Annotated in this window: 10 protein-coding genes; 9 read left to right on the top strand and 1 reads right to left on the bottom strand. The window is 39.2% G+C overall.

Annotation, left to right across the window (positions count from 1 at the left end):
- Positions 1 to 170: 170 nt before the first annotated feature.
- Positions 171 to 3,950: an N-6 DNA methylase gene (locus tag FTV43_RS00180; RefSeq protein ID WP_179994610.1), complete on the top strand. Its 3,780-nt coding sequence runs from the start codon at positions 171 to 173 to the stop codon at positions 3,948 to 3,950.
- A 111-nt stretch (positions 3,951 to 4,061) separates the two neighbouring features.
- On the top strand, positions 4,062 to 4,316 hold the full coding sequence (locus FTV43_RS00175) for an AbrB/MazE/SpoVT family DNA-binding domain-containing protein (protein ID WP_179994609.1): 255 nt from the start codon (positions 4,062 to 4,064) through the stop codon (positions 4,314 to 4,316).
- 64 nt (positions 4,317 to 4,380) lie between these two features.
- Here the strand turns inward: FTV43_RS00175 and FTV43_RS00170 are convergent, their stop codons facing one another.
- Complete coding sequence (locus FTV43_RS00170; protein WP_179994608.1) at positions 4,381 to 5,085, bottom strand: SIMPL domain-containing protein; 705 nt, start codon at positions 5,083 to 5,085, stop codon at positions 4,381 to 4,383.
- 494 nt (positions 5,086 to 5,579) lie between these two features.
- Here FTV43_RS00170 and FTV43_RS00165 point away from each other — a divergent pair, with 494 nt between their 5' ends.
- From FTV43_RS00165 to FTV43_RS00135, 7 genes are all read left to right on the top strand, one after another.
- Positions 5,580 to 6,953: a diaminobutyrate--2-oxoglutarate transaminase gene (locus tag FTV43_RS00165; protein ID WP_179994607.1), complete on the top strand. Its 1,374-nt coding sequence runs from the start codon at positions 5,580 to 5,582 to the stop codon at positions 6,951 to 6,953.
- A 4-nt stretch (positions 6,954 to 6,957) separates the two neighbouring features.
- Entirely contained in the window at positions 6,958 to 8,490 is a 1,533-nt protein-coding gene (locus tag FTV43_RS00160) for an aspartate aminotransferase family protein (RefSeq protein WP_004971679.1), read from the top strand.
- A gap of 474 nt (positions 8,491 to 8,964) precedes the next feature.
- The gene (locus FTV43_RS00155) at positions 8,965 to 9,987 is read left to right on the top strand and encodes a substrate-binding domain-containing protein (RefSeq protein ID WP_096901088.1); all 1,023 of its coding nucleotides are present in this window, start codon (positions 8,965 to 8,967) and stop codon (positions 9,985 to 9,987) included.
- Between the two features lie 100 nt (positions 9,988 to 10,087).
- Positions 10,088 to 11,467, top strand: coding sequence for a phosphate ABC transporter permease subunit PstC (pstC, locus tag FTV43_RS00150; protein ID WP_179994606.1), 1,380 nt, complete (start codon positions 10,088 to 10,090; stop codon positions 11,465 to 11,467).
- Positions 11,467 to 12,855 carry a phosphate ABC transporter permease PstA gene (pstA, locus tag FTV43_RS00145; protein ID WP_179994605.1) on the top strand — a complete coding sequence of 463 codons (1,389 nt, stop codon included), beginning with the start codon at positions 11,467 to 11,469 and terminating at the stop codon, positions 12,853 to 12,855. Before pstC ends, pstA begins: the two co-directional genes overlap by 1 nt.
- Before the next feature lie 15 nt (positions 12,856 to 12,870).
- Positions 12,871 to 13,797 (top strand): phosphate ABC transporter ATP-binding protein PstB, encoded by a 927-nt coding sequence (gene pstB, locus FTV43_RS00140; protein WP_154320875.1) that lies wholly within the window; start codon positions 12,871 to 12,873, stop codon positions 13,795 to 13,797.
- Positions 13,798 to 13,893: 96 nt separating this feature from the next.
- On the top strand, positions 13,894 to 14,538 hold the full coding sequence (locus FTV43_RS00135) for a hypothetical protein (RefSeq protein WP_004971669.1): 645 nt from the start codon (positions 13,894 to 13,896) through the stop codon (positions 14,536 to 14,538).
- Positions 14,539 to 14,550: the final 12 nt, after the last annotated feature.

The following is a 14,550-nucleotide window of genomic DNA, read 5'->3' as shown; positions in this document are numbered from 1 at the left end:
TGGATAAAACTATTCTTTTATTTTATTAGCTACTTGTTTAACGACTTGGTAAAGAGCCTACTCAACATAAAGTAGGCTTTTTACTGTTAAATATATTTAGATATCAAGAACAAGTTTTTGGGTTTCATTTTGCCCGACTTGTAACGAATGTTTCAGTTTGGTGGTCTTACATGAACCAAGATAATTTAAAAGATTTATTATTATTTTTGAACTTTACACAGCATCAAAACGTATTTATTAAAAAATTTTCGTTTGGGGATTATAGTCTTTCAATTGATTTTGAGAATAAAACGATAAATTATCCTGAAGATTATGGTTTAAAGGTGAATGAAAGACAGACTTGTAATTTCGCAAGTAATGAAAATTTTGTGGTGTTTGAATGCGTACATCGTTTATTAGAAAAAGGTTATAAACCTGAACATATTGAGCTTGAACCTAAATGGAAGCTCGGGCATGGGGCGAGTGGTGGTCGTGCCGATATTATGGTGAAAAATCATCAAAATCAACCATTTTTAATTATTGAATGTAAAACCTTTGATCGTGAATTTAATAAAGCTTGGAAAGATACGCTTGAAGATGGCGGACAGCTTTTTAGCTATGTCGAACAAGAAAAGTCAGTTGAATTTATTTGCTTGTATGCATCACAGTGGAACGAACGAGATAAAAAAGTTGATGATCAACAGCGCATTATTTCTGTTAAAGACAACCCAATTATTTTAAAGGATTTACCCGAAGCACTGCATTATAGTAATGCCAAAAATGTGAAGGAGCGTTTTAAAGCATGGAAAGAGACTTATCAGTTAGAAGCGACTGAAAAAGGCATTTTTGAAGACAATATTCAAGCCTACCAAATTGGTAAAGACAAATACACTCTAGCGATTGATACTCAACCAATTAATAGCCTGAATATTAAAGGAAAATATCACGAGTTTCGTACCATTTTGCGTAAGCATAATGTGTCACGTCGTGAAAATGCCTTTGAAGTGTTGGTGAATTTATTTTTATGTAAAATTGTGGATGAAACCCAAAATCCTGAAGATTTGCATTTTTATTGGAAAGGCATGGCATATGACAGTTATTTTGATTTAGTCGATCGCCTGCAAAAGCTGTATAAAATTGGTATGCAACAATTTTTACAGCAAGATATTATTTATGTCAGCCAAGATGATATTGATGGTGCATTTTGGGCAATTAAACAAAAACCGAATGCCACCGAGCAACGAATTAAAGAACTCTTTCAACAACTTAAATTTTATAAAGGCTTAGATTTTGAGTTTATTAAAGTTTCCAACAAAGAAAAGTTTGAGAAAAATGCCAAAATTTTGATTGAAATTATTCAAATGTGGCAAGGTTTACGCCTAACCTCGACCGAAGAAAATCAATTCTTAGGGGATATGTTTGAGTATTTCTTAGATAACGGTATTAAACAAAGTGAAGGGCAGTTCTTTACACCTATTCCTATTTGTAAGTTCATTGTGTCTGCATTGCCATTAGAAAGCATGTTGCAACAACATTCTGAACCGTTAAAAGTGATTGATTATGCGTGTGGTTCAGGGCACTTTCTTAATGAATATGGCTCGCAAGTCAGTAAACTACTTAAGCCAATTAAAGATATTGATGAACCAAATAGTTACTATGCACAAACTTATGGCATTGAAAAAGAAGATCGTTTAGCCAAAGTATCTAAAGTGGCATCGTTTATGTATGGGCGTAATGAAATTAATATTATTGATGCTGATGCCTTAATCTCCCATGAAAATATTAAACCTGAAAGTTTTGATGTATTGGTGGCAAATCCTCCATTTGCTGTCGAGGATTTTTTACAAACCATTGATGAGGTGGAGCGTGAAAAATTTAAATTATTTAATTTGGTGAATAATCCTAGCAATAATAATATTCAGTGTTTCTTCTTAGAACGTGCGCAACACTTATTGGCACCAGATAGCGTGATGGGTGTGATTGTACCTAGCTCAATTTTAAGCAATAGTGACAGTATTCATATTGCGACACGTGAAATTTTATTACAGTATTTTGATTTTTTAAGCATTGTTGAACTAGGCAGCCAAACCTTTGGTAAAACGGGTACCAATACGGTTGTATTGTTTTTGCGTCGTAAAGCACAGCGACCAGAGCAAGCCGTACAATTTAAAAATCGGGTCAATAATTTCTTTGCAGATTGGGACAGTGAAAAAGTAAGTAGTGGCGGTGCATATTTAGATATTAAAGTGGTTGAGAAATATTGCCAGCATATTCAGGTCGATTTTGCGTTGTATGAAAGCTTATTAAAAGGTGAGCTGAATCATGACTTATTGGCGGTTGAATTTTTTAAAGATTACAAAACCGATTTTTATAAGCGCACTGAAATTGTGAATTTGAAGAAACAAAAACAATTTAAAGCCAAATCTGAATTGCAGCAACAAGCGGAACTAGATGCGCGTTTACTCAGTTATTTAACAGAAATTGAAAAAGACAAGCTATATTACTTTATGCTCACGCAATATAACGCTTCGCTTGAGCATAAAGCGCGTCCGTTATTGGTGGTGAAAAGCCCGAGTGACAATAAAGAGCAGAAGAAATTTTTGGGTTATGAGTGGAGTAGTGCCAAAGGTAATGAGGGTTTAAGTTATATTGGTGGTGAAACAGTATTTGATATCAATACCCCATTATTTGACCCGAAAAACCGTGATAACAGTGAAAAAATCAGTTATTTGATTCGTCAGAATTTTAATGGCGAGCAGGTGAGTATTCCTGAGCATTTAACGCCTTTTGTGTCACAAGTATATTTGCATGATGTACTTGATTTTAGTCGCAAAGAGTTTAATAAGGCTTTTAATCTATCGGCACAAAGTAAAGTTGAGATTGAAACTCAATGGGATTTAATCAATTTAGGTGAGTTATGTGATGTAATTACCAAAGGAACCACACCTACAACACTAGGTTACTCGTTTAAAGATGAAGGTATTAACTTCATTAAGATTGAGTCAATTCATGAAGATAGTACGATAGATCAAAATAAATTTGCTTATATTGATAGTGAATGTCATGAGAAGTTGAAGAGGTCACAGTTACAAAAAGATGATCTATTATTTTCGATTGCTGGTGCTTTAGGGAGGGTATATCAAGTAGAACAAACTATATTGCCTGCTAACACGAACCAAGCTTTAGCGATTATTCGTTTGTCACCAAAAAAACCTATATTTCACAATTATTTAAAAGAGGTATTGAAATCTAATTTAGTGCAGGCACATTTAAGTGGCTTAAAGGTTGGAATTGCACAACCTAATTTATCATTGGCGCAAATTTCAAGTTTTAAAATCCCACTTCCTCCTTTAGAAGTTCAACAAAAAATTGTTGAAGAATGTGAGGTGGTGGATTTAACTCTGGATTCAGAAAGTCAGAAAATCGTAACTGCACATGAGAAAATTAAGGACATTATTGAAAATGCTAAAACAACCGCTATTCATAAATTTAAAATAGGTCAATTGTTAGCGTTGGAATATGGCAAAAGTTTACCAGAAGCGAAAAGAATAGCAGGAGAAGTTCCAGTAATGGGTTCTAATGGCATCAGTGGTTATCACAATGAATCATTATGTGATAGTCCTGCTGTGATTGTTGGTCGCAAGGGATCAGCAGGAAAAGTGACCTATATCGAAAGAGCATGTTTTCCAATTGACACAACATTTTATGTTAAGCCGTTGATAGAAAGTAATATGAAATTTATTTACTATCTTTTAAATTCTTTAGGGTTAGAAAAATCAATTGTTGGAATTGGTGTTCCAGGTATAAATCGAAATGATATTTATCAATTAGAGGTTCCAAATATTCCGTATGATGAACAAGTGAAAATTATTCAAAAAATCGAAGCCCTAGAAATGCAAATTGCACAAGCGCAACAAGTGATTGATGCAGCACCTCAGCAAAAACAAGCCATTTTACAAAAGTATTTGTAAGTAATAAAAAAAGTCCCGCAGCGTACAGCAACTTGCGGGACTTTAATATGCTCAACACACTCACCAAATAGCAAATGCGCATATTGTTATCACTTTGTTGAGGGAAATATCATGCAATTACAATTACGAAAAATCGAGAATAGCTTAGGCATCATTATTCCAGCATCTGTCATGCAACAATTTAATCTTAGGGTAGATACACCTGTAGAGATCGTAGAACAAAATGGAAACATGATGATCAAGCTCATGATTCAGAAGCAATCTAAACTTCCATTCAGTGAGGCTGAATTACTTGCCAAGATTGATGCTGACAGCGCACATAGCGACTTAATTGCAAAGCCTATTGGCAAAGAGTGGTGTGAATAAGCACTTATTGATCGGAGCGACTCATTGGTCTGAGTAGCGCCCCTCAAAATAGTTTATTTCAAGTTTATTTAAACTGAATCGTTCCATTTGCATTGACTGTAATTTTAGATTCACCTGCTGCCATATCTTGATCAGCTACAGCCGTTTCTGCGACTGCAAATTTTGCCATGCTTGCGCGCATAACAGGCTGCGGGAAATAAGAATTGGTATTCAGGTTTAAATTTACTAAGTTATAGCCCGATTTATTCCAAGCCTGACTCAGCATTTGCGCACGTTGCTGGAAGTTTTTAGAAGCTTCGACCATCAACTCATTTTCAACTTTTTTACGCTGCGCATCCGACACGCTAAAATTAATTGATTGGGTTTGGAAGTTTTGTTGTAGCTCACTCACCAATTGGCTTGCGGCTTTAAAGTCGGTGCTTTGCACGCGCACTTCGGCACGACCACGCCATTCTTTTAACTTACGGCTGTCATTGTCGTAAATTGGATAAGTGGTTTGTGAACCTGTTTCTACCTTCACTTGTGGATATTTACGTGCAGTTGCAATAGCTTGGCTCATTAACTGATTGATTTGCGAAGCCAACTCTGCAGGCTGTTTGTGACTTTTTTCAATATACAATACAGCATGCATTTGATCATTTGAAACTTCGCGTGTAGCTTCGGCTTGAACATTGACGATATTGTAATTTAAAGATTCATTTGACTGTGCAAAAGCAGTGCTGGCAGCACCAACAGCCAACAGGGTAGCAGCGAGAGAAAGTAAGCGCATATTCTGACCTTTTGTTCAAATTATCGAGATTTTAAAATGTGTTTTAACTGCTTTAAATTTTAGCTTTGCTTTGTGAGGATTTTTAGTTGAATTTGTGGTGGCTTTGTAAAATATGCGTTAAAAATTGCGGTAAATACTGCTTTATAAAATTCAATAAAAATAATGATCTATACTATTTTGAAAATAAATGCTGCATGACTTGAGAGATTGTGCAAAAAAAAGTATAAAAGGAAGTGGAAAGAGTTAAATTTTCTTTCCTTTGTCACAATGTAAGATGATAATTCAATCGAATCATCTGCAAGATATGTTTTTTCGATGAAATTAGGCAATATTTGGGTTAAACCTGTTTATTTTCTAGAAAAATTAGGTATTATCCCGCTTCCTAGTCTTGAAGAACAAAACTCTATCTCGCTAGATCAAAAAAGCACCGAGTCAAAGGACCGCAAGTCACCAGACTTATTTCTTTCAACCCATATCAGAGATGGTAATTCGATATGAGCGTTACTTCTGTAAACCCTGCCAACCATTCCACAAACGAATACTACTTGACTCGCCAAAGTCAGATGGAATCGAATGTGCGTAGTTATCCTCGTAAATTACCGTTAGCGATAGCGAAAGCACTGGGTTGTTGGGTTACCGATGTTGAAGGTACTGAGTACCTAGATTGTTTGGCTGGGGCAGGAACCTTGGCATTGGGTCATAACCATCCTGCGGTGGTTCAAAGCATCCAAGACACTTTAGCGAGTGGTTTGCCATTACATACCCTAGATTTAACGACACCTTTGAAAGATGCTTTTACTGAAGCGTTACTTTCACATATGCCTGGTGGTCAAGAAGAATACTGCTTGCAGTTCTGTGGTCCTACAGGTGCAGATGGCACAGAAGCGGCAATCAAACTTGCAAAAACCTATACAGGTCGTAGCTCAGTCATCAGCTTCTCAGGTGGCTATCATGGTATGACTCATGGTTCATTGGCGATGACAGGTAACTTGTCTGCAAAAAACGCAGTCAATGGTTTAATGCCTGGTGTTCAATTTATGCCATATCCGCATGAATACCGCTGCCCACTTGGTATTGGCGGTGAAGCGGGTGTAGATGCTTTAACGTATTATTTTGAAAACTTCATTGAAGATGTAGAAAGCGGTGTAACTAAGCCTGCAGCTGTGATTCTTGAAGCAATTCAAGGTGAAGGCGGTGTAGTGACTGCACCAATTAAATGGTTGAAAAAAATCCGCGAAGTGACTGAAAAGCACAACATCGTTTTAATTTTAGACGAAGTTCAAGTGGGCTTTGCACGTTCAGGCAAAATGTTTGCATTTGAACATGCAGGTATTGAGCCAGACGTGATTGTAATGTCTAAAGCTGTTGGTGGCGGCTTGCCATTGGCGGTACTTGCAATTAAACGTAAGTTTGACGCATGGCAGCCTGCAGGTCACACGGGTACTTTCCGTGGTAACCAATTGGCAATGGGTACTGGTCTTGTGGTGCTTAAAACCATTAAAGAACAAAACCTTGCACAAAATGCGCAAGAGCGTGGTGAGTTCTTACAAGCTGAATTGAAAAAATTAGCTGTTGAATTCCCATGTATTGGTAACGTGCGTGGTCGCGGTTTAATGATTGGTATCGAAATTGTAGATGAACGCCAAGAAAAAGACCGTTTAGGTGCTTATCCAGCAGACTCTCAATTGGCTGCTGCTGTTCAAGCTGCATGTTTTGACAACAAATTGTTGCTTGAGAAAGGTGGTCGTGGTGGTACGGTAATCCGTTTACTTTGTCCACTCATCATTACTCAAGAAGAGTGTGTAGAAGTCATCGCTCGCTTCAAGAAAGCAGTTGCTGAAGCGTTAGTCGCAGTTCGAGGCGCATAAGTTTATGGTAGATTTTGCAGAACATCGTAAAGCGTTACTCTGCAATGATGCTCAATCCATTGCTGACTACAGTGCAGCAATGGAACAAGCGACTCAAGCAGTCGCGGCATGGTTGCAAAATGACAAAATGTACACAGGCGGCAGCATTAAAGAATTGCGTGAAGCGATTTCTTTCCAGCCTGCAAAACAAGGTTTGGGTGTACAAAAGTCATTGGAACGCATGGTTGAGCTTTTCTTAAACAAAAGTTTAAAAGTTCATCATCCACATTCTTTGGCACATTTGCATTGTCCAACTATGGTGGCAAGCCAAATTGCAGAAGTTCTCATTAACGCAACCAACCAATCTATGGACTCTTGGGATCAAAGCCCTGCAGGTTCATTGATGGAAGTACAACTAATTGACTGGTTACGTCAAAAAGTTGGCTATGGTGCAGGTCAAGCGGGCGTGTTCACTTCAGGTGGTACGCAGTCTAACTTGATGGGTGTGTTATTGGCGCGTGATGCGTGTATTGCAAAGAACTGGAAAGATGAAAACGGTAATCCGTGGTCTGTTCAGCGCGATGGTATTCCAAGCGATGCAATGCGTAATGTGAAAGTCATTTGTTCTGAAAATGCACACTTCTCTGTGCAAAAGAACATGGCGATGATGGGTATGGGCTTCCAATCGGTTGTTACTGTACCTGTTAATGAAAATGCACAAATGGACGTGGTTGCACTTGAGCAAACCATGGCGCATTTAAAATCTGAAGGTAAGATCGTTGCGTGTGTGGTTGCGACTGCAGGTACAACCGATGCAGGCGCGATTGATCCGCTTAAAAAGATTCGTGACATCACTAATCAATATGGCGCGTGGATGCACATTGACGCAGCTTGGGGTGGTGCATTAATTCTTTCTAACAGTCATCGTGACATGCTTGATGGTATTGAGCTGTCTGATTCTGTGACACTGGATTTCCATAAGCATTACTTCCAAACTATTTCGTGCGGTGCGTTCTTACTGAAAGATGAAGCGAACTATCGTTTCATGCACTATGAAGCAGAATATTTGAACTCTGCTTATGATGAAGAACATGGCGTACCAAACTTGGTGTCTAAGTCATTGCAAACAACGCGTCGTTTTGATGCGTTGAAACTTTGGATGACGATTGAAGCATTAGGTGAAGAGCTTTACGGTTCTATGATTGATCATGGTGTGAAGCTAACCCGTGACGTTGCTGATTATATTAAAGCGACTGCAGGTTTAGAATTGTTGGTTGAACCACAATTTGCTTCAGTGTTGTTCCGTGTTGTGCCTGAAGGTTATCCTGCAGAGTTCTTGGATAGCTTGAACCAAAACGTGGCAGATGAATTATTTGCACGTGGTGAGGCCAATATTGGTGTAACTAAAGTCGGTAATGTTCAATCATTGAAGATGACGACTTTAAGTCCAGTGGCAACACTTGAAAACGTGAAAAACTTGTTAGGCCTAGTATTGGCAGAAGCAGATCGCATTAAAGATGCGATTGTCGCGGGTACTTATACGCCACCAATCGACTAATGCTTTCATTATTCAGATTGTTATGAAATACAACAAAAGAAGTCACTACGGTGGCTTTTTTTGTGTCTGATTAAAAATATTGCAGTGAAGTGTTGTACCGTTCTTGCTTGAATTTTGTGATGGATTGGGTGTTTTGGGCTCAAATAATGCACTGCGGATGTCATAAAAATTACGCAATTGGCGAATAAACCATCAATTTTGGTAGAAAAAACCATAAATAATGATGACATTGGCATGAATTATTACAATTTGAAATTTAAATACTGAAAAAAATAAGCACTCTAGTGTTTTATTAGTTATTGATTTTAAATCATTTAAAAATTATTTCAGATACGAAAAGCAAATATAACCAAAGCGTAACAAAGCTGTAACATGGTTGTCATATTATAAAACCACAATGCAGTTATCGAAATAAGTACAAAGCTTCATAACAAGTGACGTACTCCGAACTTGCATACTATGAGAGAGAACAGAATGCGCTTTACTAACATCGCCATTGCTTTAGCCGTATCTGCAGCAGCTGTAACAACTGCTAACGCAGCTCGTGACACCATCCAAATCGCGGGTTCTTCAACCGTTCTACCATACGCAAGTATTGTAGCAGAAGAATTTGGTAATACTTTCCCACAATTCAAAACTCCAGTTGTTGGTTCAGGCGGTTCTTCAGGTGGTTTGAAGCAGTTCTGTACAGGTGTGGGTGATAACACAATCGACATCGCGAACTCATCTCGTAAAATTAAAGATTCAGAATTAGCTGCTTGTAAAAAAGCAGGCGTAAACCAAGTTTTAGAAATTAAAATTGGTTACGACGGTATCGTATTTGCTTCTAACGCAAACAAAGCGGCTTACAAATTAAAGCCTTACCATGTATATGCAGCAATTGCAGCTCAATTACCATCTAAAGGTAAAATGGTTGCTAACCCATATACACGTTGGAACCAAATTGACAAAACACTTCCAAACGAGCCTATTACACTTGTAATTCCAGCGTCTAACCACGGTACACGTGAAGTGTTCCAAGAGAAAATGGTTGATGCAGGCTGTGAAGCTTATGCTGCAATCAAAGCATTAGACAAAGATGCGCAAAAGAAAGCGTGTACTACTTTCCGTAAGGATGGTCGTGTAATCGAAATCGCGGGTGACTACACAGAAACACTGGCACGTTTGAAAACTTCTCCAAGCGCAGTAGGTGTATTCGGCTTAGGTTTCTATGACCAAAACCGTGACCGTTTACGTGTTGCAACTGTAAACAACGTAGCGCCATCTGAAAACACAATTTTAAATGGTTCTTACCCTGTATCACGTCCATTGTTCTTCTACGTGAAAGGTGAGCACCTTAAATCAATCAAAGGTTTACCGCAATTTACTGAATACTTCTTGAGCAAGAAAGTATCTGGTAAAGGTTCTAAATTAGACAAAGCAGGTTTGATCTCTATGTCTGACAAAGAGCGTGCACAAGTTCTTGCTAACTTCAAAGCTGGTAAAGCGGTTAAGTAATTTGAGTTAAAGCAGCTGATGGCAGGGAATAACCTGCCATCAGCTTTTTGCTAAGAAATGTTTTTTCAAAAACACAAATTGAAAAAACAGTGGAGAATACATGAATCTGCTACTCATAGGTGTGTTATTGGCGATTATCGCCGTAGCCTATCAAATCGGGTTAAGCAAGAGCCGTAACCTAGCAGGTAAGGGAAATAACTCTGCAATGTTACATTCACGCCCAGGATATTATGGCGCGTTGGTAGCATTATGGTGTGGTATTCCTGCTTTTTTAATTTTGATTGTTTGGAACTTGGTTGAACCAAGTATTCTAGAGCAAGTGGTAATTAATAATGTGCCAGCGCACATTGCTGCAAGCCTAGACCCTGCAAGTACAAGTGTTTTGGTTGATCGCGTACAAGCCATTGCATCTGGTTTTGGTGTAAGTGATACACCTGCTGCATACGAAGTTGCAGCGGCAGAGCAATTAGCGAAAATTAAAACGATTGGTTCTTATGCCAAACTTGCGGTGGTGATCTGTGCGGCCTTATTTGGTTTGCTGTGGGCAAAGAAACGTATTTCACAACAATTCCGCGCACGTAACCAAGTTGAAAAAATCATCAACATTTCTTTGGCATTATGTTCTGGTGTTGCGATTCTAACTACGGTTGGTATTGTGATGTCCATGTTCAGTGAAGCGATGCGATTCTTTAGTTTCGTTAGCCCACTGGATTTCTTCTTTGGTACAGTCTGGAACCCTGGTTTTAGCACCTCGGGTAGTGCAGATGGCAGTTATGGTTTACTTCCATTACTGTGGGGTACATTGATGGTGAGTGGTATTGCTTTATTAGTTGCAGTACCTATTGGTTTAATGATCGCCATTTACCTTGCAGAATATGCATCGCCTAAATTCCGTGCATGGGCAAAGCCGACCATTGAAGTTTTAGCAGGTATTCCGACCATTGTGTACGGTGTATTTGCCATGATGATCATCGGCCCGTTCCTTAAAACTGCGGGTGCAATCATTGGACTAGATATTAATGCCACGAGTGCATTAACCGCTGGTTTAGTGATGGGCATCATGATTATTCCTTTTGTATCTTCATTGTCTGATGACATTATTACGCAAGTGCCGCGTGCGCTGCGTGATGGTTCTTTAGGCTTGGGTGCAACCAAATCTGAAACCATTCGTCGCGTGGTGATGCCAGCTGCATTACCAGGGGTGATTGGTGCATTCTTACTTGCTGCGTCACGTGCAATTGGCGAAACCATGATTGTGGTGTTGGCTGCAGGTAATAGTCCTTTACTACACGCAAACCCATTAGAAGCGGTATCTACGGTTACGATTACGATTGTGAACCAATTAACAGGTGATACAGATTTCGCAAGTCCGCAGGCATTGGTTGCTTTCGCACTTGGTTTGACCCTGTTCGTGATTACCTTAGGTTTGAACATTGTTGCACTATACATCGTGCGTAAATATCGTGAGCAATACGACTAATGAGTACTTCAAATACATCGTCTTTGGATCAGTTAGATCCACAAGCTGCTGCCGAATTACGTGAACAACGTAAAAAAACCATCGCCAGTTCATTGGGTAAGCGTCATCGTAAGGAAAAAACCTTCCGCTTGATGGGTTTCTCGGCAGTTATTGCAGGTTTATTCTTTGTCGTATTGTTATTCGGCAGTATCTTATCTAAAGGTTTGCCTGCGTTCTGGCAAAGCAGCATGAGCCTTCCAATTTACTTCGATCCAGCGATTGTCAATGCAGGTCCAAAACCTAAGGCGATTGCAGGCGAGTCACCAGCACAATACGAAGACCGTATGATTGCGTGGCAAACCGAAATGGGTATGGTCGATTGGGATGCTTTAATCGTGAATGGTATTGTGGCGAAAGACAAAGCGCTTGAAGCTAAGCGTGATGATCTTGGTTACTTATATACCAGTTCTGAAGCATACCGTATTCGTGACATGGTCTTGGCTGATCCTTCTTTAATTGGTCAAACTAAAGAAGTGAAAGTGCTTGCAGATGCGAACGTTGATGTATGGCTAGAAGGCAAGATTGACCGCAGCTTACCAGATGAGCAGCAACAATTAAGCCCTGAAGTACGTCACTTGGCAGATCAGCTCGAATCACAAGGTATTATTGAAAGTACTTTCAATACCAATATTTTTGTTAGCCCAGACTCACGTAGTTCTCCAGCGACTTCTGGTTTGGCAGGTGCATTCATGGGTTCATTATTCATGATGCTGATTGTGATCTTTATTTCGATTCCAATTGGTGTTGCATCGGCAATTTACTTAGAAGAATTTGCGCCAAAAAATGCGATTACTGATATTATTGAAGTGAACATCAATAACTTGGCCGCTGTACCTTCTATTGTATTTGGTTTGTTGGGTGCCGCGATCTTTATTGGTTGGATGCATTTACCATTGTCTGCACCATTGGTCGGTGGTTTGGTACTGAGTTTAATGACTTTACCAACCGTGATTATTACCACGCGTGCATCATTAAAAGCAGTGCCGCCGTCTATTCGTCAAGCTGCTTTAGGTTTGGGTGCTTCTCGTTTACAAACAGTGTTCCACCACGTACTCCCACTTGCATTGCCGGGTATTTTAACGGGTGCAATTATTGGTGTCGCACAAGCTTTAGGTGAAACCGCACCATTGTTATTAATTGGTATGAGTGCTTTCGTTGCCAGTGTACCAGCAACTCCACTTGATCAATCTACTGCGTTACCTGTGCAAATTTTCTTATGGCAGGGTAATGAATTGCGTAACTTCTTCGAGGGACGTACCGCTGCAGCCATTATCGTACTACTTGCGCTAATGATTGGCTTAAACAGCCTTGCAATTTGGTTACGTAAGAAGTTTGAAGTACGCTGGTAATTGAGGGCAGAGAATATGAATACTGTAGTAAGCACAGAAAAACCGAATTCCTTAGAACAGGATAAGCAAGTGAATCCACAACAAAGCCAATTTACATCTACCGATGTAGAACAGAAGCAATCATCGACTTCGTTTGTTTCACAATTTGATACGCAAACTTCAAGCAAAAAAGAAGCGAAATCTTCAAATGTAAAGTTAAGCACCAATGACGTGCATGTGTATTATGGTGAGTCTGAAGCCATCAAAGGTATTGATTTAAATATCTATGAAAATGAAGTGATTGCTTTCATTGGTCCATCAGGTTGTGGTAAATCTACGTTCTTGCGTACTTTAAACCGTATGAACGACACGATTGATAGCTGTCGTGTAACGGGTAAAGTAATGTTGGATAACCAAGACATTTATGACCCGAACCTTGACGTGGTGTTATTGCGTGCGCAAGTGGGCATGGTGTTCCAGAAGCCAAACCCATTCCCGAAATCAATTTTTGAAAACGTGGCTTATGGTCCTAAATTGCATGGTTTAGCACGTGATAAGTACGATTTAGAAGAAATTGTAGAAAACAGCTTGCGTAAGGCAGGTTTGTGGGATGAAGTGAAAGATCGTTTGAATCAACCAGGTACAGGTCTTTCTGGTGGTCAGCAACAACGTCTTTGTATCGCGCGTACCATTGCGGTAAGTCCAGAAGTAATTTTGATGGATGAACCATGTTCGGCGCTTGACCCAATCGCAACGGCAAAAGTAGAAGAATTAATTTCTGAACTTTCTACTCAATATACGATTGCGATTGTAACGCACTCAATGCAACAGGCAGCGCGTGTATCTGACCGTACCGCATACTTCCATTTGGGTGATTTGATTGAAGTGAATGCGACTGAAAAAGTATTTACTCAGCCAGACCATCAATTAACAGAAGCGTATATTACAGGGCGTTTTGGTTAATCTGCTTAAGTCCTGAAAGCTATTAAAACAGAATCTTAGGATTCTGTTTTTTTTGTTATAGTATTGATTGTTTTGTACGCGCAGCGAAAATAAAAAATGCAGTTTCCTTCACAAGAAGAACGACAACAGGCAAAACCAGCACGCCAAGCCACGAAAAAAATAATCGATGCCTTGTTTGGATTTCAACATAGTGCAGAGACGATAGCAGCACTTTTGGTTTTGCTGAGTATTTTATTGGCAACGTTTTTTAACCATGATGGGTGGTTTCCAACTTCTCAAAGCCCCAATATGAGCAATTATCATCGTTGGTTGTATGATCAATTTGTGATAGTTTCAGGTGTGATAGTGCTTGTTGTTTATTTTAGGGTACAGCAGCAAGCAAGTGATCCCCATTTTCGGCAGGCTTGGCGAGACTATATCGATGCCAATGCTAAATTTAAGTTTTATCGCTATGTAAAAGCACAACAAAAAAATAAGTTACCGTTCTTGCACAGTGCAGTAGGTGAATTTCTTTGCGTAATGTGTTTCTGCGTAGGTTTAGTGTGTTTCTATTCAATGCTTACACCTTCAGATCATGAGCGTAGAGGTAGTTTTCTACTGTTTGGTTGGTGGCCGATCAACGCACTTATTATTGGGATTTGCTATCAGGGGCAAATTTGGTTTGCTGTACGTTTAATGGCTGTTCGGCAGATTTCTAAACGATATTTACGATTGATTCAAAAAGAAGCTGCTTTAAGATAGAAAAAGTATTGA

The sequence above is a fragment of the Acinetobacter sp. YH16053 genome (genome assembly GCF_013417035.1).
GTDB classification, from domain to species: Bacteria; Pseudomonadota; Gammaproteobacteria; order Pseudomonadales; family Moraxellaceae; genus Acinetobacter; species Acinetobacter towneri.
The sequence above is the reverse complement of the archived record's forward strand: the minus strand, read 5'-3'. Positions and strand labels throughout refer to the sequence as shown.